Source organism: Salmonella sp. SSDFZ54 (assembly GCF_004010735.1).
Lineage (GTDB): Bacteria > Pseudomonadota > Gammaproteobacteria > Enterobacterales > Enterobacteriaceae > Salmonella > Salmonella enterica.
In genome coordinates this window covers 143,137-166,157 of record NZ_CP034820.1, presented here as the reverse complement: position 1 = coordinate 166,157, position 23,021 = coordinate 143,137, and the positions used below count along the sequence as shown (strand labels likewise).

General features: G+C 56.1%; 19 protein-coding genes and 6 pseudogenes. 9 read left to right on the top strand and 16 right to left on the bottom strand.

The window, feature by feature from the left end:
• Position 1 precedes the first annotated feature (1 nt).
• The 4 genes and pseudogenes from EOS97_RS25365 to EOS97_RS25345 all read right to left on the bottom strand — a co-directional run bounded on the left by EOS97_RS25365 (position 2) and on the right by EOS97_RS25345 (position 2,912).
• On the bottom strand, positions 2–418 hold the full coding sequence (locus tag EOS97_RS25365) for a fosfomycin resistance glutathione transferase FosA3 (RefSeq protein ID WP_014839980.1): 417 nt from the start codon (positions 416–418) through the stop codon (positions 2–4).
• Between the two features lie 259 nt (positions 419–677).
• Positions 678–995, bottom strand: a pseudogene (locus EOS97_RS25360) (IS5/IS1182 family transposase); the annotation flags it as partial.
• 34 nt (positions 996–1,029) lie between these two features.
• Positions 1,030–1,905, bottom strand: a complete 876-nt coding sequence (locus tag EOS97_RS25355) for an extended-spectrum class A beta-lactamase CTX-M-14 (protein WP_001617865.1) — start codon at positions 1,903–1,905, stop codon at positions 1,030–1,032.
• Positions 1,906–2,207: 302 nt separating this feature from the next.
• Positions 2,208–2,912 (bottom strand): IS6-like element IS26 family transposase, encoded by a 705-nt coding sequence (locus EOS97_RS25345; protein ID WP_001067855.1) that lies wholly within the window; start codon positions 2,910–2,912, stop codon positions 2,208–2,210.
• Between the two features lie 113 nt (positions 2,913–3,025).
• Here EOS97_RS25345 and aac(3)-IVa point away from each other — a divergent pair, with 113 nt between their 5' ends.
• From aac(3)-IVa to EOS97_RS25325, 3 genes and pseudogenes are all read left to right on the top strand, one after another.
• Positions 3,026–3,802 (top strand): aminoglycoside N-acetyltransferase AAC(3)-IVa, encoded by a 777-nt coding sequence (gene aac(3)-IVa, locus EOS97_RS25340; RefSeq protein ID WP_001199192.1) that lies wholly within the window; start codon positions 3,026–3,028, stop codon positions 3,800–3,802.
• Positions 3,803–4,030: 228 nt separating this feature from the next.
• The gene (aph(4)-Ia, locus tag EOS97_RS25330; RefSeq protein ID WP_000742814.1) at positions 4,031–5,056 is read left to right on the top strand and encodes an aminoglycoside O-phosphotransferase APH(4)-Ia; all 1,026 of its coding nucleotides are present in this window, start codon (positions 4,031–4,033) and stop codon (positions 5,054–5,056) included.
• 5 nt (positions 5,057–5,061) lie between these two features.
• Positions 5,062–5,367, top strand: a pseudogene (locus tag EOS97_RS25325) (AAC(3) family N-acetyltransferase); the annotation flags it as partial.
• Between the two features lie 110 nt (positions 5,368–5,477).
• Here EOS97_RS25325 and EOS97_RS25320 read toward each other — a convergent pair.
• Complete coding sequence (locus tag EOS97_RS25320) at positions 5,478–6,230, bottom strand: IS6 family transposase (RefSeq protein WP_000602738.1); 753 nt, start codon at positions 6,228–6,230, stop codon at positions 5,478–5,480.
• A gap of 61 nt (positions 6,231–6,291) precedes the next feature.
• Between EOS97_RS25320 and EOS97_RS25315 the strand changes: the two are divergent.
• The 3 genes and pseudogenes from EOS97_RS25315 to EOS97_RS25305 form a co-directional block, all read left to right on the top strand.
• A pseudogene (locus EOS97_RS25315) lies at positions 6,292–7,815 on the top strand (Tn3 family transposase); the annotation flags it as partial.
• A gap of 53 nt (positions 7,816–7,868) precedes the next feature.
• Positions 7,869–8,003: a phenol hydroxylase subunit gene (locus tag EOS97_RS27545; protein ID WP_223231885.1), complete on the top strand. Its 135-nt coding sequence runs from the start codon at positions 7,869–7,871 to the stop codon at positions 8,001–8,003.
• Between the two features lie 37 nt (positions 8,004–8,040).
• Complete coding sequence (locus EOS97_RS25305) at positions 8,041–8,526, top strand: hypothetical protein (RefSeq protein WP_006581703.1); 486 nt, start codon at positions 8,041–8,043, stop codon at positions 8,524–8,526.
• Between the two features lie 196 nt (positions 8,527–8,722).
• Here the strand turns inward: EOS97_RS25305 and EOS97_RS25295 are convergent.
• Positions 8,723–9,813, bottom strand: a protein-coding gene (locus EOS97_RS25295; RefSeq protein WP_085940648.1) for an IS4-like element ISAba1 family transposase whose coding sequence is annotated in 2 segments (ribosomal slippage) — positions 8,723–9,273 and positions 9,273–9,813 — 1,092 coding nt in all. Because the reading frame shifts where the segments join, the coding sequence is not laid out codon by codon here.
• An 89-nt stretch (positions 9,814–9,902) separates the two neighbouring features.
• On the opposite strand from EOS97_RS25295, the gene sul2 reads away from it, so the two are divergent.
• Together sul2 and glmM are read left to right on the top strand one after the other, a co-directional pair.
• A complete protein-coding gene (gene sul2 / locus EOS97_RS25290) occupies positions 9,903–10,718 on the top strand; it encodes a sulfonamide-resistant dihydropteroate synthase Sul2 (RefSeq protein ID WP_001043260.1) in 816 nt (271 codons plus the stop codon).
• Between the two features lie 86 nt (positions 10,719–10,804).
• A pseudogene (gene glmM / locus EOS97_RS25285) lies at positions 10,805–11,047 on the top strand (phosphoglucosamine mutase); the annotation flags it as partial.
• 235 nt (positions 11,048–11,282) lie between these two features.
• Here the strand turns inward: glmM and EOS97_RS25275 are convergent.
• The 5 genes and pseudogenes from EOS97_RS25275 to EOS97_RS25255 all read right to left on the bottom strand — a co-directional run.
• Positions 11,283–12,776, bottom strand: a complete 1,494-nt coding sequence (locus tag EOS97_RS25275; protein WP_015344975.1) for an IS91-like element ISVsa3 family transposase — start codon at positions 12,774–12,776, stop codon at positions 11,283–11,285.
• A gap of 111 nt (positions 12,777–12,887) precedes the next feature.
• Positions 12,888–13,193, bottom strand: a complete 306-nt coding sequence (locus EOS97_RS25270; RefSeq protein WP_001255015.1) for a LysR family transcriptional regulator — start codon at positions 13,191–13,193, stop codon at positions 12,888–12,890.
• A 27-nt stretch (positions 13,194–13,220) separates the two neighbouring features.
• Positions 13,221–14,435, bottom strand: a complete 1,215-nt coding sequence (gene floR / locus EOS97_RS25265) for a chloramphenicol/florfenicol efflux MFS transporter FloR (RefSeq protein WP_000214122.1) — start codon at positions 14,433–14,435, stop codon at positions 13,221–13,223.
• Between the two features lie 216 nt (positions 14,436–14,651).
• The gene (locus EOS97_RS27320) at positions 14,652–15,536 is read right to left on the bottom strand and encodes a DUF3363 domain-containing protein (RefSeq protein WP_001447541.1); all 885 of its coding nucleotides are present in this window, start codon (positions 15,534–15,536) and stop codon (positions 14,652–14,654) included.
• Positions 15,537–15,566: 30 nt separating this feature from the next.
• Positions 15,567–16,397, bottom strand: a pseudogene (locus tag EOS97_RS25255) (IS91-like element ISVsa3 family transposase); the annotation flags it as partial.
• Between the two features lie 63 nt (positions 16,398–16,460).
• Here EOS97_RS25255 and EOS97_RS25250 point away from each other — a divergent pair.
• Positions 16,461–17,165, top strand: a complete 705-nt coding sequence (locus EOS97_RS25250; RefSeq protein ID WP_001067784.1) for an IS6-like element IS1006 family transposase — start codon at positions 16,461–16,463, stop codon at positions 17,163–17,165.
• Positions 17,166–17,249: 84 nt separating this feature from the next.
• On the opposite strand, the gene EOS97_RS25245 is transcribed toward EOS97_RS25250, so the two are convergent.
• The 5 genes and pseudogenes from EOS97_RS25245 to intI1 all read right to left on the bottom strand — a co-directional run bounded on the left by EOS97_RS25245 (position 17,250) and on the right by intI1 (position 22,881).
• Entirely contained in the window at positions 17,250–17,726 is a 477-nt protein-coding gene (locus tag EOS97_RS25245; RefSeq protein WP_223171565.1) for a hypothetical protein, read from the bottom strand.
• Complete coding sequence (locus tag EOS97_RS25240; RefSeq protein ID WP_001138064.1) at positions 17,660–20,626, bottom strand: Tn3-like element TnAs3 family transposase; 2,967 nt, start codon at positions 20,624–20,626, stop codon at positions 17,660–17,662. Before EOS97_RS25240 ends, EOS97_RS25245 begins: the two co-directional genes overlap by 67 nt.
• A gap of 2 nt (positions 20,627–20,628) precedes the next feature.
• On the bottom strand, positions 20,629–21,189 hold the full coding sequence (locus EOS97_RS25235) for a recombinase family protein (RefSeq protein WP_000147567.1): 561 nt from the start codon (positions 21,187–21,189) through the stop codon (positions 20,629–20,631).
• A 125-nt stretch (positions 21,190–21,314) separates the two neighbouring features.
• Positions 21,315–21,665, bottom strand: a pseudogene (locus EOS97_RS26845) (DUF3330 domain-containing protein); the annotation flags it as partial.
• 202 nt (positions 21,666–21,867) lie between these two features.
• Positions 21,868–22,881, bottom strand: a complete 1,014-nt coding sequence (gene intI1 / locus EOS97_RS25225; RefSeq protein ID WP_000845039.1) for a class 1 integron integrase IntI1 — start codon at positions 22,879–22,881, stop codon at positions 21,868–21,870.
• Positions 22,882–23,021 lie beyond the last annotated feature (140 nt).

Sequence of the window (23,021 nt, the reverse complement as noted above, 5' to 3'; positions counted from 1 at the left end):
GTCAATCAAAAAAGACCATCCCCTTGTAGGGGCGTTCGCGACAGGCGGCCAGCCGCTGCGCCAGATTCCCCACATGCAGCTCCAGCTTATGGCCGTCAGGGTCGAGAAAATAGTAAGACGCCCCTTCACTGCGGTTATCTTTCCATACCTCAGCCCCCGCCTGCGCCAGCAGAGCCACCACCCCGGCAAACTCTTCTTCCGCCACGCTGAAGGCGTAGTGGGTATAGTCGCTTTCCTGAGGGGGCGTTTTACGCCGCTGCTCATCCAGCGACAAGCACAGCCACAGCGCCCCACAGGAGAGATAGGCTCCGCTATCCCAGCTGGCGTGCAGGCGCATTCCAGGTAACTGCTGATAAAATGCCAGGCTTGACGCCAGATCGCTGACCGCCAGCGTCAGATGATTCAATCCCTGCAGCATGACTTTTCCTCCCGTTATCAAACCCTGTTGTAAACTGTGATCGGCGACGCATCCCCTCCCGGCCTCACCTCATCACCGGCTAAAAAGCGCATTTTTTGCGTTTAGCCTGCCATCGGAAACCTGCGCCTCGCCACACTAATCCCCGCTCTATGTTACCCCTTTTTTGAAATCATTTAGCAATCCAATAACATTTCATCCCCCCGGAAAAAGCGGGCTAAAAATCGCCTTATTGAAGACCAAATCAGCACCGACATTACACCGGGCAGCGTAGCGGAACGTTCATCAGAGAAAAAATGGAATCAATAAAGCCCTGCGCAGCGCGCAGGGTCAGCCTGAATACGCGTTTAATGACCAGCACAGTCGTGATGGCAAGGTCAGAATAGCGCTGAGGTCTGCCTCGTGAAGAAGGTGTTGCTGACTCATACCAGGCCTGAATAGCTTCATCATCCAGCCAGAAAGTTATGGAGCCACGGTTGATGAGGGCTTTATTGTAGGTGGGCCAGTTGGTGATTTTGAACTTTTGCTTTGCCACGGAACGGTCTGCGTTGTCGGGAAGATACGTGATCTGATCCTTCAACTCAGCAAAAGTTCGATTTATTCAACAAAACCAGTTACAGCCCTTCGGCGATGATTCTCGCCGCTGAAGCCAGCACATCGCGGCGGCTCTCTGCGTTCTGTTGCGGCTGGGTAAAATAGGTCACCAGAACCAGCGGCGCACGACCCTGCGGCCAGATCACCGCAATATCATTGGTGGTGCCGTAGTCGCCGCTGCCGGTCTTATCACCCACAGTCCACGACGTCGGTAAGCCGGCCCGAATGCTGGCTGCGCCGGTCGTATTGCCTTTGAGCCACGTCACCAACTGCGCCCGCTGGGTTTCGCCCAGCGCATGACCCAGCGTAAGCTGACGCAACGTCTGCGCCATCGCCCGCGGCGTGGTGGTGTCTCTCGGGTCGCCGGGAATGGCGGTATTCAGCGTAGGTTCAGTGCGATCCAGACGAAACGTCTCATCGCCGATCGCGCGGGCAAAAGCCGTCACGCCTCCCGGGCCACCGAGCTGGGCAATCAATTTGTTCATGGCGGTATTGTCGCTGTACTGCAACGCGGCCGCGCTCAGTTCTGCCAGCGTCATTGTGCCGTTGACGTGTTTTTCGGCAATCGGATTGTAGTTAACCAGATCGGCAGGCTTGATCTCGACAGGCTGATTAAGCAGCTGCTTTTGCGTTTCACTCTGCTTAAGCACCGCCGCGGCCGCCATAACTTTACTGGTACTGCACATTGGAAAGCGTTCATCACCGCGATAAAGCACCTGCGTATTATCTGCGGTATCGATGAGCGCGACGCCCAGCCGCCCTCCGCTGCTTTTCTCCAGCGCCGCCAGCTTTTGCTGCACCGCACTCGTCTGCGCATAAAGCGGCGCGCTGCCCAGCAGCAGCGGAATGCACGCCGCCGCCGCGAACATCATCCGTTGCACTCTCTTTGTCACCATCTCAAACTCCCAATACGGTCAATCCGTGTTACATCAGTATTCCCTAAATTCCACGTGTGTTTTTTATTAGCTTCAAAAATCACTATTTCACGAAGAATTTAGACTGCTTCTCACACATTGTAACATTATTTACAACCACCTTTCAATCATTTTTGATAAATCATTGATTTCATCTTTGCTGCAATGATACTTAATAAACTCTGCAAGTTATCCACAGAGCAACACTCAATTTTATTGATGATATTCTTATGGCACTGTTGCAAAGTTAGCGATGAGGCAGCCTTTTGTCTTATTCAAAGGCCTTACATTTCAAAAACTCTGCTTACCAGGCGCATTTCGCCCAGGGGATCACCATAATAAAATGCTGAGGCCTGGCCTTTGCGTAGTGCACGCATCACCTCAATACCTTTGATGGTGGCGTAAGCCGTCTTCATGGATTTAAATCCCAGCGTGGCGCCGATTATCCGTTTCAGTTTGCCATGATCGCATTCAATCACGTTGTTCCGGTACTTAATCTGTCGGTGTTCAACGTCAGACGGGCACCGGCCTTCGCGTTTGAGCAGAGCAAGCGCGCGACCATAGGCGGGCGCTTTATCCGTGTTGATGAATCGCGGGATCTGCCACTTCTTCACGTTGTTGAGGATTTTACCCAGAAACCGGTATGCAGCTTTGCTGTTACGACGGGAGGAGAGATAAAAATCGACAGTGCGGCCCCGGCTGTCGACGGCCCGGTACAGATACGCCCAGCGGCCATTGACCTTCACGTAGGTTTCATCCATGTGCCACGGGCAAAGATCGGAAGGGTTACGCCAGTACCAGCGCAGCCGTTTTTCCATTTCAGGCGCATAACGCTGAACCCAGCGGTAAATCGTGGAGTGATCGACATTCACTCCGCGTTCAGCCAGCATCTCCTGCAGCTCACGGTAACTGATGCCGTATTTGCAGTACCAGCGTACGGCCCACAGAATGATGTCACGCTGAAAATGCCGGCCTTTGAATGGGTTCATGTGCAGCTCCATCAGCAAAAGGGGATGATAAGTTTATCACCACCGACTATTTGCAACAGTGCCGTTGATCGTGCTATGATCGACTGATGTCATCAGCGGTGGAGTGCAATGTCGTGCAATACGAATGGCGAAAAGCCGAGCTCATCGGTCAGCTTCTCAACCTTGGGGTTACCCCCGGCGGTGTGCTGCTGGTCCACAGCTCCTTCCGTAGCGTCCGGCCCCTCGAAGATGGGCCACTTGGACTGATCGAGGCCCTGCGTGCTGCGCTGGGTCCGGGAGGGACGCTCGTCATGCCCTCGTGGTCAGGTCTGGACGACGAGCCGTTCGATCCTGCCACGTCGCCCGTTACACCGGACCTTGGAGTTGTCTCTGACACATTCTGGCGCCTGCCAAATGTAAAGCGCAGCGCCCATCCATTTGCCTTTGCGGCAGCGGGGCCACAGGCAGAGCAGATCATCTCTGATCCATTGCCCCTGCCACCTCACTCGCCTGCAAGCCCGGTCGCCCGTGTCCATGAACTCGATGGGCAGGTACTTCTCCTCGGCGTGGGACACGATGCCAACACGACGCTGCATCTTGCCGAGTTGATGGCAAAGGTTCCCTATGGGGTGCCGAGACACTGCACCATTCTTCAGGATGGCAAGTTGGTACGCGTCGATTATCTCGAGAATGACCACTGCTGTGAGCGCTTTGCCTTGGCGGACAGGTGGCTCAAGGAGAAGAGCCTTCAGAAGGAAGGTCCAGTCGGTCATGCCTTTGCTCGGTTGATTCGCTCCCGCGACATTGTGGCGACAGCCCTGGGTCAACTGGGCCGAGATCCGTTGATCTTCCTGCATCCGCCAGAGGCGGGATGCGAAGAATGCGATGCCGCTCGCCAGTCGATTGGCTGAGCTCATGAGCGGAGAACGAGATGACGTTGGAGGGGCAAGGTCGCGCTGATTGCTGGGGCAACACGTGGAGCGGATCGGGGATTGTCTTTCTTCAGCTCGCTGATGATATGCTGACGCTCAATGCCGTTTGGCCTCCGACTAACGAAAATCCCGCATTTGGACGGCTGATCCGATTGGCACGGCGGACGGCGAATGGCGGAGCAGACGCTCGTCCGGGGGCAATGAGATATGAAAAAGCCTGAACTCACCGCGACGTCTGTCGAGAAGTTTCTGATCGAAAAGTTCGACAGCGTCTCCGACCTGATGCAGCTCTCGGAGGGCGAAGAATCTCGTGCTTTCAGCTTCGATGTAGGAGGGCGTGGATATGTCCTGCGGGTAAATAGCTGCGCCGATGGTTTCTACAAAGATCGTTATGTTTATCGGCACTTTGCATCGGCCGCGCTCCCGATTCCGGAAGTGCTTGACATTGGGGAATTCAGCGAGAGCCTGACCTATTGCATCTCCCGCCGTGCACAGGGTGTCACGTTGCAAGACCTGCCTGAAACCGAACTGCCCGCTGTTCTGCAGCCGGTCGCGGAGGCCATGGATGCGATCGCTGCGGCCGATCTTAGCCAGACGAGCGGGTTCGGCCCATTCGGACCGCAAGGAATCGGTCAATACACTACATGGCGTGATTTCATATGCGCGATTGCTGATCCCCATGTGTATCACTGGCAAACTGTGATGGACGACACCGTCAGTGCGTCCGTCGCGCAGGCTCTCGATGAGCTGATGCTTTGGGCCGAGGACTGCCCCGAAGTCCGGCACCTCGTGCACGCGGATTTCGGCTCCAACAATGTCCTGACGGACAATGGCCGCATAACAGCGGTCATTGACTGGAGCGAGGCGATGTTCGGGGATTCCCAATACGAGGTCGCCAACATCTTCTTCTGGAGGCCGTGGTTGGCTTGTATGGAGCAGCAGACGCGCTACTTCGAGCGGAGGCATCCGGAGCTTGCAGGATCGCCGCGGCTCCGGGCGTATATGCTCCGCATTGGTCTTGACCAACTCTATCAGAGCTTGGTTGACGGCAATTTCGATGATGCAGCTTGGGCGCAGGGTCGATGCGACGCAATCGTCCGATCCGGAGCCGGGACTGTCGGGCGTACACAAATCGCCCGCAGAAGCGCGGCCGTCTGGACCGATGGCTGTGTAGAAGTACTCGCCGATAGTGGAAACCGACGCCCCAGCACTCGTCCGAGGGCAAAGGAATAGAGTAGATGCCGACCGAACAAGAGCTGATTTCGAGAACGCCTCAGCCAGCAACTCGCGCGAGCCTAGCAAGGCAAATGCGAGAGAACGGCCTTACGCTTGGTGGCACAGTTCTCGTCCACAGTTCGCTAAGCTCGCTCGGCTGGGTCGCGGGAGGGCCGGTCGCAGTGATTCAGGCCCTTCTGGATTGTGTTGGTCCCCAGGGCACGATTGTCATGCCCACGCACTCGGGTGATCTGACTGATCCCGCAGATTGGAGATCGCCGCCCGTGCCTGCCGATTGGGTGCAGATCTTGCGCAACGAGATGCCGGCATACGATCCGCAAACCACACCAACTCGGAACATGGGTGCAGTGGCTGAATTGTTCCGGGCGTGTCGCAAACACTTTTGGAGGCAGCTATCACCCAGCCAAGGCCGGTATTTTCATGCTTTGTTAACCTTTTGCAGTCCGAAGAGGCGCGCAAGCAAATCATTCTGGTCATTGACGGTCCAGCCGCCTGAAAAGCCAAAGCCCTTCCGCAGCCACAGCATCGCCTCGAAACCCGCGATGGTTCGCCGCGCCGTGTTAAAGGATTGGAAACCGCCGATCTTCGGCATGTTCTTCTTCACCCGGAAATGGTCGCTCTCAATCCCCTGCTGGAGATGTTTGGTCACATAATGCACGGGATCGGGATGGAGAAGCCCATCATCAACCGACGTTTTGATCGTTGACGGGAAGGTGTTGGCCCCGTCCGTCCCAATCCTGTTCGGCGACAACAAGGGTTCATCTTTAAGCATCTTTCGGAAGAACCGCTTGGCAGCGTCGAGATCGCGCTTAGCGGTCAGCAGGAAATCCACCGGATTGCCATGCTTATCGATGGCTCGGTACAGATAGCGCCATTTGCCGCGGATCTTGACATAGGTCTCATCAATCCGGACCGAGCCGCAATGGGGTCGACGAAACTGCCGCAGCCGTTTCTCGATGACAGGTGCATAAGCCAATACCCAGCGGTTGATCGTGCTATGATCGACCTCGAAGCCCCGCTCGCGAAACATCTCTTCCAAGTCACGATAGCTGAGCGGGTAGCGCAAGTACCAGGCAACCGCCTGTACAATCAGCCAGGCCTCGAAATGCCTGCCCTTGAAATCATCCTTCGACTGGCGCTTCAGCTTTTCGGCAATGGTATTCAAAATCATCGGCTCGCTCCGCAATATCAGGAGCGGCAACTTCTCTCCCCATGGTCAACATCGAGTTAACCTGAAGAATTTGCGACAAGGCCATGCGTTCCGCTCCGGAGATGTCTGGCTTACTAGGTCCCGGCGCTATGGCGATCTGAAACACGCACTCGTTCCGGCACAATCCATCGCGGAAGGCGGTCGTCTCGCTGTGCCATTGCGGCCGGAGGAATGGCTGGCAGACCGGCAAGCTCGCCTCGACATGCGGTTGCGCGAGCTTGGCCGTGCCGCTCGCGCAGGCACGATCCCGGGCGGGTCGATTGAAAACGGCGTTCTGCATATCGAGAAACTCGAAGCCGCCGCGCCGACAGGCGCCGAAGATCTGGTGCTCGATCTCTACAAGCAGATCCCGCCCACGCGCATCACCGATCTCCTGCTGGAGGTGGATGCGGCGACCGGCTTCACCGAAGCGTTCACCCATCTGCGCACAGGAGCACCCTGCGCTGACCGGATCGGGCTAATGAACGTTATCTTGGCGGAAGGGATCAACCTCGGCTTGCGCAAAATGGCGGATGCGACAAACACCCACACCTTCTGGGAATTGATCCGCATTGGACGGTGGCATGTCGAGGGCGAAGCCTATGACCGGGCGCTGGCCATGGTGGTCGAGGCACAGGCAGCGTTACCCATGGCCCGGTTCTGGGGCATGGGCACGTCGGCTTCGAGCGACGGACAGTTCTTCGTCGCTACAGAGCAAGGTGAGGCCATGAACCTGGTCAACGCGAAATATGGCAATACCCCGGGCCTGAAAGCCTATAGCCACGTCTCCGACCAATATGCGCCGTTCGCAACCCAGGTGATTCCTGCAACGGCAAGCGAAGCGCCTTACATCCTCGATGGCCTGCTGATGAACGATGCTGGACGCCATATCCGCGAGCAGTTCACCGACACGGGCGGCTTCACCGATCACGTCTTTGCCGCATGTGCCATTCTCGGCTACCGGTTCGCTCCGCGCATCCGCGACCTGCCATCCAAACGGCTCTACGCGTTCAATCCGTCGGCCGCCCCGGCGCACCTGCGAGCGTTGATCGGCGGAAAGGTCAACCAAGCCATGATCGAGCGCAATTGGCCCGACATCCTGCGCATCGCCGCCACCATTGCTGCCGGGACCGTCGCGCCAAGCCAGATTCTGCGGAAACTCGCCTCCTATCCGCGGCAGAACGAGCTCGCGACAGCCCTGCGGGAAGTCGGTCGCGTCGAGCGCACCCTGTTCATGATCGACTGGATTCTGGATGCCGAACTCCAACGGCGTGCCCAGATCGGGCTCAACAAAGGCGAAGCTCATCATGCGCTGAAGCGGGCAATCAGCTTCCACCGCCGCGGTGAAATCCGCGACCGTTCCGCCGAAGGCCAGCATTACCGCATCGCCGGCATGAATCTGCTCGCCGCCATCATCATCTTCTGGAACACCATGAAGCTCGGCGAGGTCGTTGCAAACCAGAAACGCGATGGAAAGCTGCTATCGCCCGATCTCTTGGCCCATGTTTCGCCGCTCGGATGGGAACACATCAATCTCACCGGAGAATATCGCTGGCCAAAGCCTTAGCGTAGGATTCCGCCCCCTCCCGCAAACGACCCCATCCAGAGTTAGCTGTAGAAATGATTATGCCAGTCAAGGCTTTTGAAGAATTCTGCGCACACCATCAAGTACAGCACCTAAGTACGGATGATTTTGCAAAGATTGAATATGACCGCATGAAGTGGCGATTTGGACAGGCCGGTATTAGAGAATAAAAACTCTAGTCTTTATTAAAAAATCAGGAAGATTTATATGCAAATTGATATTAAAACATCTTCAGTTAAGCCTTTAAGAAATACTTATGCTTATATTGAAAAAAGATTTGGTGATAAACCAGCTTCACGTTATCAAGAAGCGACCTACGATATTCAGGAAGAAATTAATTTTCATTACAAACCTTTATGGCAGCCTGAATTTGATCTTTACGATAAGGGCCGTACTGTAATCCAAATGAAAGATTGGTACGTGCTTAAAGATCCTCGTCAATTTTATTATGGGGCTTATACCCAAACTCGAGCTAAACAACAAGAGATTTTAGAAAGTAATTTTACGCTTGTTGAAAAACACGATTTATTAAGAAATATTTCTGAAGAAATTCTAAACAAAGTAACGAAATTACTACTCCCACTTTATTGTAAACAAGACATTTTTATCTTTTATATTCAATGGCTTATTTTCCTGCTAATTGGTAATACCATGAAAAATACCATGCTCAGAAAAGGCTTAACAATATTTTGAAAAATTGCCTACTGAGCGCTGCCGCACAGCTCCATAGGCCGCTTTCCTGGCTTTGCTTCCAGATGTATGCTCTTCTGCTCCTGCAGCTAATGGATCACCGCAAACAGGTTACTCGCCTGGGGATTCCCTTTCGACCCGAGCATCCGTATGAGACTCATGCTCGATTATTATTATTATACTCTGTACACGACAAATTTCACAGAACCCTTATCCTATCAGGATTCTGCTTTCTTAAAATTGCCAAAATTTCCTTAAACTCTTCTTTTTTCCCAAAACCAATTAAACGCTGAATCGCCATTTGAACATAGTCTAAACCATAGCGAAATAAACTCATTGAGAGTCGTCCATGCTTCTTTATTTTTATCGCTTTTTTTTGATTATGTTGCCATTCACCCGTTAAGTAACACCAACAGAAGCTTATAGCTAACACCGCAATCAATTTTTTCACTCGTCTAGGGTCTGTCAAGCGCGTATTTTCAAGATTAAACCCGCGTCCTTTGAGACAACTGAATAAGGTTTCAATTTCCCAGCGTAATGCATAATCCTGAATAGCATTGGCATTAAACTGAGGAGAAACGACGAGTAAAAGCTCTCCATTTTCTAACTGTAGTGCACTTATATATAGTTTCACCCGACCAACCAAAATCCGTCGTTTACGACATTCAATTTGACCAACTTTAAGATGGCGAAATAAATCACTAATTTTATGATTCTTTCCTAAATGATTGGTGACAATGAAGTTTTTTTAACACGAATGCAGAAGTTGATGTCTTGTTCAATTAACCATGTAAACCACTGCTCACCGATAAACTCTCTGTCTGCGAACACATTCACAATACGGTCTTTACCAAAAATGGCTATAAAGCGTTGAATCAAAGCAATACGCTCTTTCGTATCTGAATTTCCACGTTTATTAAGCAATGTCCAAAGGATAGGTATCGCTATTCCACGATAAACGATTGCGAGCATCAGGATATTAATATTTCGTTTTCCCCATTTCCAATTGGTTCTATCTAAAGTCAGTTGCACTTGGTCGAATGAAAACATATTGAAAATCAACTGAGAAATTTGACGATAATCAAAATACTGACCTGCAAAGAAGCGCTGCATACGTCGATAAAATGATTGTGGTAAACACTTGATGGGCAAGGCTTTAGATGCAGAAGAAAGATTACATGTTTGCTTTAAAATAATCACAAGCATGATGAGCGCAAAGCACTTTAAATGTGACTTGTTCCATTTTAGAGATTTGTTTAAGATAAGATATAACTCATTGAGATGTGTCATAGTATTCGTCGTTAGAAAACAATTATTGTGACATTATTTCAATGAGTTATCTATTTTTGTCGTGTACAGAGATTATTATAGAAGCCCCCATGAATAAATCGCTCATCATTTTCGGCATCGTCAACATAACCTCGGACAGTTTCTCCGATGGAGGCCGGTATCTGGCGCCAGACGCAGCCATTGCGCAGGCGCGTAAGCTGATGGCCGAGGGGGCAGATGTGATCGACCTCGGTCCGGCATCCAGCAATCCCGACGCCGCGCCTGTTTCGTCCGACACAGAAATCGCGCGTATCGCGCCGGTGCTGGACGCGCTCAAGGCAGATGGCATTCCCGTCTCGCTCGACAGTTATCAACCCGCGACGCAAGCCTATGCCTTGTCGCGTGGTGTGGCCTATCTCAATGATATTCGCGGTTTTCCAGACGCTGCGTTCTATCCGCAATTGGCGAAATCATCTGCCAAACTCGTCGTTATGCATTCGGTGCAAGACGGGCAGGCAGATCGGCGCGAGGCACCCGCTGGCGACATCATGGATCACATTGCGGCGTTCTTTGACGCGCGCATCGCGGCGCTGACGGGTGCCGGTATCAAACGCAACCGCCTTGTCCTTGATCCCGGCATGGGGTTTTTTCTGGGGGCTGCTCCCGAAACCTCGCTCTCGGTGCTGGCGCGGTTCGATGAATTGCGGCTGCGCTTCGATTTGCCGGTGCTTCTGTCTGTTTCGCGCAAATCCTTTCTGCGCGCGCTCACAGGCCGTGGTCCGGGGGATGTCGGGGCCGCGACACTCGCTGCAGAGCTTGCCGCCGCCGCAGGTGGAGCTGACTTCATCCGCACACACGAGCCGCGCCCCTTGCGCGACGGGCTGGCGGTATTGGCGGCGCTGAAAGAAACCGCAAGAATTCGTTAACTGCACATTCGGGATATTTCTCTATATTCGCGGTTCAGCAGGCATGTCCCCTTTGAGGGCGACCCGACGACAGGATAATCGACCTTATGGTGCGCAAATATTTCGGCACAGACGGTATTCGTGGCAAAGCCAACGAAGGCGCGATGACGGCGGAAACCGCCTTGCGCGTCGGCATGGCGGCTGGCCGTGTCTTTCGTCGCGGTGACCACCGCCATCGTGTCGTGATCGGCAAGGATACGCGCCTGTCGGGCTATATGCTTGAACCCGCGCTCACAGCCGGTTTCACCTCGATGGGCATGGACGTATTCCTTTTTGGCCCGCTGCCGACAACGTATAGGAAGAATAAACGCCCTTTTCACCCAAGTCCAACAGCTTTGGACCGCAGTTGACTCTTTCGACACCCCTGCGATGCAACCCAATCCGGCTGACGGGGAGCCAGCAACGCTGAAAATTTACCCTCCTCTTTCCCACTAGCGGCTCCTTTTCCGACAACCAGCACGGCGGATCCCTGCCGCGGCGCTGTGAACGCAGCATTTTGATTGGTATCGTTGGCCTTCAGGCTCGTCAGTCAAACAGACCCAGGAGCAGCTCAGCCGGTGGCGCCCGGCTTTCGGGTAACGCCCTGGTCCCGCTGGTTTCGGCTTTGTGCTTCAGGTGATCAAGGATCTGCTTGATCACTATAGGGTCTTCAATGCAGGCGATGACTTTCATGGCGCCGCCGCAGCCGCTGCAGGTCTCGATGTCGATATTGAAAACACGCTTGAGCCGTTGCGCCCATGTCATCGACGCTCGCCGTTGTGCTGGTGTTGCCGGTTCATCAGCCACCCTGACCTTGTTGCCCCTGCCCCGTTTTGCCGGCGTGACCAACGCCCGGTGCCGACTGTTGGGTGCGAACACCCCGTGGAAGCGGGTTAGGTTGACTCTGGGCTTCGGTACCAGGGCGGCCAGCCTTGCAATGAAATCCAATGGTTCGAAAATGACGTGCGTGGTGCCGTCCCGGTACGGCGTCTTGAGCTGGTAGCGCACGTTGCCGCCTCGTGTTAACGACAGCCGCTTCTCGGATACCGCCGGGCGGCTGATGTACCGGCACAGCCGTTCGAGCTTCTTGCGTTCATCGGCCCTGGCCGCCACGCCGGCGTGCAGGCTGAACCCGGCTACCTTGCCAATCCCGTCACCGAACGGATCACCACTGGTCGGCAGAGTTTGCAAAGTGAACACCTTTCGCCCCGCCTGTGAACCGACAGCGATACGGTAAGTGATCGAGTGCCCCAGCAGGGGTGTCATCGGGTCGTCATCCACCGCATCCGAGGCCAGATAGCTGTTTTCGACATCCCGTTCCAGCAGGCCTTGCCGTTCCAGATAGCGACCCACCCGGTGGGCGATGGTGTGCGTCAGCTGGGTGAGCTCTGGGCTGGTCGGCGCCTTGACCCAGCGGAAACGCGCTGAGCCGTGGGATTGCTCGACATACACACCGTCGAGAAACAGCATGTGGAAGTGAACATTCAGATTGAGCGCCGATCCAAAACGCTGGATCAGGGTGACCGCGCCCGTCTTGGCCACTTGGTGGGTATGGCCCGCTTTCTTGACCAGGTGCGTGGCAATGACGCGGTAAACGATGCCCAGCACCCACCCCATGATCTCGGGCCGGCTGGCAAACAGGAAACGCAGCTGAAACGGGAAGCTCAACACCCACTGACGCATGGGTTGTTCAGGCAGTACTTCATCAACCAGCAAGGCGGCACTTTCGGCCATCCGCCGCGCCCCACAGCTCGGGCAGAAACCGCGACGCTTACAGCTGAAAGCGACCAGGTGCTCGGCGTGGCAAGACTCGCAGCGAACCCGTAGAAAGCCATGCTCCAGCCGCCCGCATTGGAGAAATTCTTCAAATTCCCGTTGCACATAGCCCGGCAATTCCTTTCCCTGCTCTGCCATAAGCGCAGCGAATGCCGGGTAATACTCGTCAACGATCTGATAGAGAAGGGTTTGCTCGGGTCGGTGGCTCTGGTAACGACCAGTATCCCGATCCCGGCTGGCCGTCCTGGCCGCCACATGAGGCATGTTCCGCGTCCTTGCAATACTGTGTTTACATACAGTCTATCGCTTAGCGGAAAGTTCTTTTACCCTCAGCCGAAATGCCTGCCGTTGCTAGACATTGCCAGCCAGTGCCCGTCACTCCGCGGTCTTCACTGCGTGATCGAGTTGATCGACACCCGCCGTGACACGCTCCATGAAGTGCCTGCCTGCGTCTGTTAGCCGAACGCCCCGCGCATGGCGCTCAAATAGCAGGACACCAAGGTTATCCTCCAGCGCTTTCACACGCGCGCTGACGCTCGACTGGCTGATACCAAGTGCCTTGGCCGCATGCCGAAAATTCAGATGCTCGGCGACGGCGATGAACTGAACAAGGGAAATGAGCGGTATCCTGCCAGACAGGATACCGACATTCACGAGGTTTCGATGGTTAGTGCGCCGCATCGGAGCGGGCCTGCTACCAGTCGTCGGTTAGACGACTGGCGACTTCTCGGTGGCAGCCCCACGGAGCCGAAGGAGCACCAGCCCCAACGAAACCAGTACCGCCATCGCCGTGGCGTAACAGATCACGGGCCACGCTGTGTCACCGTTTAAAAGTGCCACCGCCAATGTCCCGACAATGCTGACTATCAGGCTTTGAACGCAGAAGTAGAACGCGACCGCTGATCCCGCGATGTCGTCGAACTCTGCCAAAGCGCCGTTCGCGGTAACGGACACCGTGAAGACAATACCGACCGCGACAACCCACATCGGTAGGATGAAGGTGAGGAATGACGGCGAGCCGTAAAGTTCGCCGATCCCCAACAGGACCGCTCCGCAAACAAGCAACGCCATCCCACGCGCCACGCATCCTGCGATGCCCCATCTGGCGACAAAGGACTTCGCGAAACGGGTTGTCACGATCATTACAAGCGCGACAGTGGCGAAGGCAAAGCTGAATCCGATCTCGGAATATTCCGCTTGGCCTATGAGCACACGGGGAGCCGTCGAGAAGAAGACGAAGTAGGTGCCCATACCGGCGCTAAAGCCGACAGTGTAAACCCAAAAAGCCGGACTCGCGAAGATCGGCAAGACAGATCGGCGCGTCTTGACTTGATCCAGAGGGCGGGTTTCGTGCCACCTGAAACCCGCATTTAGGAGTGCGAGCATCGCCAGTATAGCCAAAGTAATGAATATCGCCTGCCATCCCAAGAACTCGCCGATCAATACTCCGGCGATAGGGCCGAGCGCAGGCACGAACGCCAGCATCGAACTGAAAAGGCCGTAGATGACGACACCCTCAGGACGGTTGGCATAAACGTCGCGAACCGTCGCGAACGTCGCCACCAGCATGGCCGACGCGCCCACTGCTTGAAGTAGACGGAAAGCGACAAAGGCCGGTGCAGTTGAAGACCAAGCTGCTCCCAGAGACGCAATGACGAAAGCCGTTGCGCCCGCAAGTAGAATTGGCCGTCGCCCGATTCTGTCTGAGAGCGGACCAAAAATCACCTGGCCCACGCCGAGCATCACCATATAGAGGCTCAACGTGAGTTGGATCATAGCGGGCGTCGTGTTCAGGATGCCGGGCATCGCTGGAACGACAGGGAGATAAATATCCATCGCCAGTGAAGCGAGGATGTCGAAAGGAGCCATCAGCAGCAGTGCTGCCGGCAGCGTATAGGCCCACGCGGGGCGTGTGGTGGTCATGACGAATCAACCCTCGATTAAGGAATACCGGGCGACGTCTGCTCGTCAGCAATCAGATGAGACTAGCCTTACAGAGCGCCGCAACAACAATACTGGTTGTTGCGGCTTACTTGTCTGCTGACTTGGAATTTCCCATCTGATTACTCCACGCTTACGAATATGAATTGCTACATTTTATCCGATTATCTTTTGCTTCGCAATGCGGCATGGGCGCACTCAGCGTTCCAGCCCCCTCTGCCGCCCTAACTGCCACGACACCGACCCGCCCTGCACGATGCCCATAACCTCGCGGCCGAGTTGGCGGTCGATGATCGGCCGCCACGGGACAAGGGTGAACTCATGGGATTTCTCGACCACGGCGAACTTGCCGCTCGATAGATGCACGGTTCCGGTAAACTTGCCGCTGACGCTCTCGCCGTCCGTGGCGGCGCGGAACGGCAGGCCCTTACTCAAAGCCATATCCGATCCGACGCCGGCTACCTCGCGCTCCCGCAGGATGGCGAGAAGGTTGCGCCGGTAGAAGACGCGGCTGTCCCGGCTGCGGGTGGCGTCGCCCTGTTCGATATGGTGCTCGCGGCGCTGGTCCATGGCTTCGCGGACTTGTTGCCCGAAGCCGGTTGGCGCAAGGTCGGCCGTCTCGCCGTGGATCAGCCGCCGGTCCAGCCAGGTCGCGCCGTCCGATCCGATCTGTTTGTTCAGATCGACCGGGGAAAGGACGCGAACGCTGGCCTGACTGTCTCGGCCGGCGTCATGGGCGGCGGCACGGCTGACCAGATCATCGGGGATGCGCCATTGGTCGGCGTCGATCCGCTCGACGATACCGGCCCGGCGTAGCGCCTCCAGCCGGCGCACATGGGCATCGACATAGCCCTCATAGTCGCCGCCTGGAACGCGGCACGTATAGGAAGAATAAACGCCCTTTTCACCCAAGTCCAACAGCTTTGGACCGCAGTTGACTCTTTCGACACCCCTGCGATGCAACCCAATCCGGCTGACGGGGAGCCAGCAACGCTGAAAATTTACCCTCCTCTTTCCCACTAGCGGCTCCTTTTCCGACAACCAGCACGGCGGATCCCTGCCGCGGCGCTGTGAACGCAGCATTTTGATTGGTATCGTTGGCCTTCAGGCTCGTCAGTCAAACAGACCCAGGAGCAGCTCAGCCGGTGGCGCCCGGCTTTCGGGTAACGCCCTGGTCCCGCTGGTTTCGGCTTTGTGCTTCAGGTGATCAAGGATCTGCTTGATCACTATAGGGTCTTCAATGCAGGCGATGACTTTCATGGCGCCGCCGCAGCCGCTGCAGGTCTCGATGTCGATATTGAAAACACGCTTGAGCCGTTGCGCCCATGTCATCGACGCTCGCCGTTGTGCTGGTGTTGCCGGTTCATCAGCCACCCTGACCTTGTTGCCCCTGCCCCGTTTTGCCGGCGTGACCAACGCCCGGTGCCGACTGTTGGGTGCGAACACCCCGTGGAAGCGGGTTAGGTTGACTCTGGGCTTCGGTACCAGGGCGGCCAGCCTTGCAATGAAATCCAATGGTTCGAAAATGACGTGCGTGGTGCCGTCCCGGTACGGCGTCTTGAGCTGGTAGCGCACGTTGCCGCCTCGTGTTAACGACAGCCGCTTCTCGGATACCGCCGGGCGGCTGATGTACCGGCACAGCCGTTCGAGCTTCTTGCGTTCATCGGCCCTGGCCGCCACGCCGGCGTGCAGGCTGGACCCGGCTACCTTGCCAATCCCGTCACCGAACGGATCACCACTGGTCGGCAGAGTTTGCAAAGTGAACACCTTTCGCCCCGCCTGTGAACCGACAGCGATACGGTAAGTGATCGAGTGCCCCAGCAGGGGTGTCATCGGGTCGTCATCCACCGCATCCGAGGCCAGATAGCTGTTTTCGACATCCCGTTCCAGCAGGCCTTGCCGTTCCAGATAGCGACCCACCCGGTGGGCGATGGTGTGCGTCAGCGGCACTGTTGCAAATAACCACGAATGGTAAGCTGAAGACTGTTTTAGCTAAAGGTGCAGCATATGAATCCTTTCCATGGTCGGCATTTTCAGGGCGAAATCATTCTTTGGGCTGTGCGCTGGTATTGTAAATATGGCATTAGCTATCGTGAACTGCAGGAAATGCTGGCCGAACGGGGTGTGAATGTTGATCACACGACTATTTACCGTTGGGTTCAACGTTATGCTCCTGAAATAGAAAAACGTTTACGCTGGTATTGGCGTAATCCTACAGATCTGAGCTCGTGGCATATTGATGAAACCTATGTAAAAGTGAATGGACGATGGTCTTATCTGTATCGTGCAGTCGATCAACGTGGCGATACCATTGATTTTTATCTTTCTTCTAGACGTAATACCAAATCAGCATATTGTTTTCTTGGAAAAATTTTAAATAATGTGAAGAAGTGGCAAATTCCACAAGTGATCAACACGGATAAAGCACCCACATATGGACGTGCTTTATCACGGTTAAAACGGGAAGGTAAATGTCCACCAGACCTTGAGCACAGGCAGATTAAGTATAAAAATAACGTGATTGAATGTGATCATGGCAAGCTAAAGCGGATCATCAGGGCCACATTAGGATTCAAATCTATGAAGACGGCTTATGCCACAATTAAAGGTATTGAAGTCATGCGTGCACTACGTAAAGGACAAGCATCGTCATTTTATTATGGTCAGCCTCAGGGTGAAGTGTGTCTAATCAACAGGGTTTTCGGTCTCTAAGTACTTTTTAAAGGGAACATCATCGACTCAAATCTCTATTTGCAACAGTGCCAAAAAAACCAACTTCAAGTTGGTTTTTCTTTTTTAATCATCAGTGGCGACCTTAACACCATATCCAATTAAACCTGCAAGGCTAGCATAGGCTATTTTGGCATAAATCGAACCCCACCAGACCGTAATTTTACTGGCACCAAATTCCCGAACCGTTTGCCCCATAAAATTAGTGGTTTCATAGAAATTTTTAGCAGAATAACCTAACGCAATATGATCAAGGACAGGGAATAAACTAAAAGCTAAACCTACTGCTGCTGCGGGGAAAGTAAACTCTCTTGATAGACCGAATTTTCCAGTAATAAATACAAGCGATACCACGATAATTAATCTAATGATAGTCCATAGCATCACTGTGAAAGGCAAGTTAAAGATGCCTGCTCCCTGCCACGCAAGACCGCAAACAACTAGGGGTCGTCTCAGAAAACGGAAAATAAAGCACGCTAAGCCGGTTGCAGAGGCCGTAGCGGCCTGAACTTCCCCGCGCCGATCTTGGCGCTGCTGCGCCATAGGTAATCACCGGTCAGGTTGATGTGCTCCCAGCCGAGTGGCGACAGGTACTGCAATAGCGAGTCATCGACGGCATGACCATTGCCGCGCAACGCATGCGCCGCACGCTCCAGGTAGACCGTGTTCCACAGCACGATGGCCGCCGTCACCAGGTTGAGGCCGCTGGCCCGGTAGCGCTGCTGCTCGAAACTGCGGTCACGGATTTCACCAAGGCGGTTGAAGAACACGGCACGGGCCAGCGCATTGCGCGCCTCGCCCTTGTTCAGCCCGGCATGCACGCGGCGGCGTAGCTCGACGCTTTGCAGCCAGTCGAGGATGAACAGCGTGCGCTCGATGCGGCCCAACTCGCGCAGCGCGACGGCCAAGCCGTTCTGGCGCGGGTAGCTGCCGAGTTTCCTGAGCATCAGCGAGGCCGTCACCGTGCCCTGCTTGATCGAGGTGGCCAGCCGCAGGATTTCGTCCCAATGGGCGCGGACGTGCTTGATGTTGAGCGTGCCGCCGATCATCGGCTTGAGCGCGTCATAGGCGGCATCGCCCTTCGGGATGTAGAGCTTGGTGTCGCCCAGGTCGCGGATGCGCGGCGCGAAGCGGAAGCCCAAGAGGTGCATCAGGGCGAAGACGTGATCGGTGAAGCCCGCCGTGTCGGTGTAGTGCTCCTCGATCCGCAGGTCGGATTCGTGGTACAGCAGGCCGTCGAGCACGTAGGTTGAGTCGCGCAGGCCGACATTGACCACCTTGGTGTGGAATGGCGCGTATTGGTCGGAGATGTGGGTGTAGAAAGTCCGTCCTGGGCTGCTGCCATATTTTGGGTTGATGTGCCCCGTGCTCTTTGCCTTGCTAGCGGTTCGGAAATTCTGTCCGTCCGATGATGATGTGGTGCCATCGCCCCAGTGCCCGGCAAAGGGATGCCGAAACTGAGCGTTGACCAGTTCAGCCAACGCTGTCGAGTACGTTTCGTCGCGGGTATGCCAGGCTTGCAGCCAAGCGAGCTTCGCGTAGGTCGTGCCGGGGCAGGACTCGGCCATCTTGGTCAGGCCCAGGTTGATCGCGTCGGCCAGGATCGTGGTCAACAACAGGTTCTTGTCCTTGGCCAGATCGCCCGATTTCAAGTGCGTGAAGTGCCGGGTGAAGCCCGTCCACTCATCGACTTCGAGCAGCAGTTCGGTGATCTTGACGTGCGGCAGGACCATGGCTGTCTGGTCTATCAGCGCCTGCGCGGTGTCGGGCACCGCCGCATCCAGCGGCGTGATCTTCAAGCCCGACTCGGTGATGATGGCATCCGGCAGGTCGTTGGCTGCCGCCATGCGGTTGACGGTGGCAAGTTGTGCTTCCAGCAGCGTCAGCCGCTCATGCAGATATTGTTCGCAGTCGGTGGCCACGGCCAGCGGCAATTCGCTGGACTGCTTGAGGCTGGTGAACTTCTCGGGCGGTACCAGGTAGTCCTCGAAGTCCTTGAACTGGCGTGAACCCTGCACCCAGATGTCGCCCGAGCGCAGGGAGTTCTTCAACTCGGACAGCGCGCACAGTTCGTAGTAGCGCCGGTCGATGCCGGCGTCGGTCATCACCAGTTTCTGCCAGCGCGGCTTGATGAAGCCGGTCGGTGCATCGGCTGGCAGCTTGCGGGCGTTGTCGGTGTTCATGCCGCGCAGCACCTCAATGGCATCAAGCACGTTTTTGGCGGCGGGCGCGGCCCGCAGCTTGAGCACGGCAAGGAATTCCGGTGCATAGCGGCGCAGGGTGGCGTAGCTCTCGCCGATGCGATGCAGGAAATCGAAGTCATCGGGTTGCGCGAGCTTCTGCGCCTCGGTGACGCTCTCGGCAAAGGAATCCCAGGACATGACGGCCTCGATGGCGGCAAACGCATCGCGGCCTGATTGCTTGGCGTCGATCAGCGCCTGACCGATGCGCCCGTACAGACGTACCTTGGCGTTGATGGCCTTGCCTGACGCCTGGAACTGCTGCTGATGCTTATTCTTGGCAGCGTTAAACAGCTTACCCAGGATGCGGTCGTGCAGGTCGATGATTTCGTCGGTGACGGTGGCCATGCCCTCGGTGGCCAGCGCCACGAGAGTGGCGTAGCGCCGTTGCGGCTCGAATTTGGCCAGGTCGGCGGGTGTCATCTGGCCGCCCTCGCGGGCAATCTTGAGCAGGCGGTTCTGGTGAACCAGCCGCTCGATGCCGGTAGGCAGATCGAGTGCCTGCCATGCCTTGAGGCGTTCGATGTGTTCCAGCATATGCCGCGAATTTGGCTTGGCCGGAGACTGGCGCAACCAAGCCAACCAGGTCGTCTTGCCGTTGTCCCGGCGCTTGAGCAGATCGTCGAGGCGGCGGCGATGCGCGTCCGCCAGTGGTTCGGCCAAGGCGTCGTAGATGCGCCGGTTAGCACGGGTGATCGCCTCTGCACTCGCCCGCTCGACGGCGTTGAGGGCGGGCAGAATGACCGACTGCCGCCGCAGGTGCCCGATCAAGGCGCTGGCCAGCACGATGCCTTTGTCGGTTTGCATCGCCAGCTCGGTCAGCATCTGGACGGCCTGCCGGTAATGGCTCATGGTGAAGGGCCGGAAACCGAACACGGTTTGCAGCTCGCTCAGGTGCTCGCGCCGGGTCTGCTCCCGCTGGCCGTACTCGTTCCAGCTTTCGACGCCGACCTTGAGCTGGTCGGCGACCAGCTTCAACAAGGGCGGGAACGGTAGTTCATCGACGCCCAGGATGACGCCGGGAAAGCGCAGGTAACAGAGCTGCACCGCGAAGCCCAGCCGATTGGCTGGCCCGCGCCGCTGTCGGATGATCGAGAGGTCGGTATCGTTGAATGTGTAATGTCGGATCAGGTCGTCCTTGGAGTCCGGCAACGCCAGCAGGCTTTCCCGCTCGGCGGCGGACAGGATGGAACGACGTGGCATATTTACTGATCCGTTCTCAAGTATTGATACAGGGTTTCGCGACTGATTCCGAATTCACGAGCAAGCTTGGTCTTTTGCTCGCCAGCCTCGACACGTTGGCGCAGTTCGGCAATACGCTCAGACGACAGGGATTTCTTCCTGCCACGGTAAGCCCCGCGTTGCTTGGCGAGCGCAATACCCTCGCGCTGACGCTCGCGGATCAGGGCGCGCTCGAACTCGGCGAACGCGCCCATCACCGAGAGCATCAGGTTCGCCATCGGAGAGTCTTCGCCAGTAAAACTGAGGTGTTCCTTGACGAATTCGATATGCACGCCGCGTTGTGTCAGCGTTTGCACGATCCGGCGCAAATCATCGAGATTGCGCGCCAGGCGATCCATGCTATGCACCACCACGGTGTCGCCGGTGCGGGCGAAGCTTATCAGCGCTTCCAGTTGCGGACGCTTGACATCCTTGCCGGATGCCTTGTCGCTAAAAGCGCGATCAACCTTGACGCCTTCCAGTTGCCGTTCCGGGTTCTGGTCGAAGGTGCTGACCCTGATATACCCAATGCGCTGTCCAGTCATGGAATTCCCTGCAAAATGTCAGGGAAGACTCTATGACCTTCAACGAGATATGTCAATAAATTCAAAATTCAATCCTATCCTGACGCAATTTACACATGGCATCTGACATCAGGTTAGGGTATGCCTCAACCTGGCGGCGGCGAATCACAAGCGTCCGGTTTGACGCTGGTTTCGGTCGCAGTGCTGGCCCGCGCCTGGAAGCGCTGATAGCACTCCAGCCCGCAGAAATGCTCCACGTACTCGGCCCCTTCCGGCGTGAAGGCGGCATCGAGCGGGATTTCCTTGCAGCACACGCAGCAACTGGTGCTCGGTTCATTGGCGTTCATGGTGGTGTTCCTCCATTGGTTGACGAAGCCGACGAAGGCCGCCGCCGGCATCGGCCTGGCGAACAGGAAACCCTGCACCGTGTCGCAACCCGCCTGCCGCAACCACGCAAGGCAGTCGGGTGTTTCCACACCCTCGGCTACCACCTCCATTGTCGTTTTCAGAAGACGGCTGCACTGAACGTCAGAAGCCGACTGCACTATAGCAGCGGAGGGGTTGGATCCATCAGGCAACGACGGGCTGCTGCCGGCCATCAGCGGACGCAGGGAGGACTTTCCGCAACCGGCCGTTCGATGCGGCACCGATGGCCTTCGCGCAGGGGTAGTGAATCCGCCAGGATTGACTTGCGCTGCCCTACCTCTCACTAGTGAGGGGCGGCAGCGCATCAAGCGGTGAGCGCACTCCGGCACCGCCAACTTTCAGCACATGCGTGTAAATCATCGTCGTAGAGACGTCGGAATGGCCGAGCAGATCCTGCACGGTTCGAATGTCGTAACCGCTGCGGAGCAAGGCCGTCGCGAACGAGTGGCGGAGGGTGTGCGGTGTGGCGGGCTTCGTGATGCCTGCTTGTTCTACGGCACGTTTGAAGGCGCGCTGAAAGGTCTGGTCATACATGTGATGGCGACGCACGACACCGCTCCGTGGATCGGTCGAATGCGTGTGCTGCGCAAAAACCCAGAACCACGGCCAGGAATGCCCGGCGCGCGGATACTTCCGCTCAAGGGCGTCGGGAAGCGCAACGCCGCTGCGGCCCTCGGCCTGGTCCTTCAGCCACCATGCCCGTGCACGCGACAGCTGCTCGCGCAGGCTGGGTGCCAAGCTCTCGGGTAACATCAAGGCCCGATCCTTGGAGCCCTTGCCCTCCCGCACGATGATCGTGCCGTGATCGAAATCCAGATCCTTGACCCGCAGTTGCAAACCCTCACTGATCCGCATGCCCGTTCCATACAGAAGCTGGGCGAACAAACGATGCTCGCCTTCCAGAAAACCGAGGATGCGAACCACTTCATCCGGGGTCAGCACCACCGGCAAGCGCCGCGACGGCCGAGGTCTTCCGATCTCCTGAAGCCAGGGCAGATCCGTGCACAGCACCTTGCCGTAGAAGAACAGCAAGGCCGCCAATGCCTGACGATGCGTGGAGACCGAAACCTTGCGCTCGTTCGCCAGCCAGGACAGAAATGCCTCGACTTCGCTGCTGCCCAAGGTTGCCGGGTGACGCACACCGTGGAAACGGATGAAGGCACGAACCCAGTGGACATAAGCCTGTTCGGTTGGTAAGCTGTAATGCAAGTAGCGTATGCGCTCACGCAACTGGTCCAGAACCTTGACCGAACGCAGCGGTGGTAACGGCGCAGTGGCGGTTTTCATGGCTTGTTATGACTGTTTTTTTGTACAGTCTATGCCTCGGGCATCCAAGCAGCAAGCGCGTTACGCCGTGGGTCGATGTTTGATGTTATGGAGCAGCAACGATGTTACGCAGCAGGGCAGTCGCCCTAAAACAAAGTTAG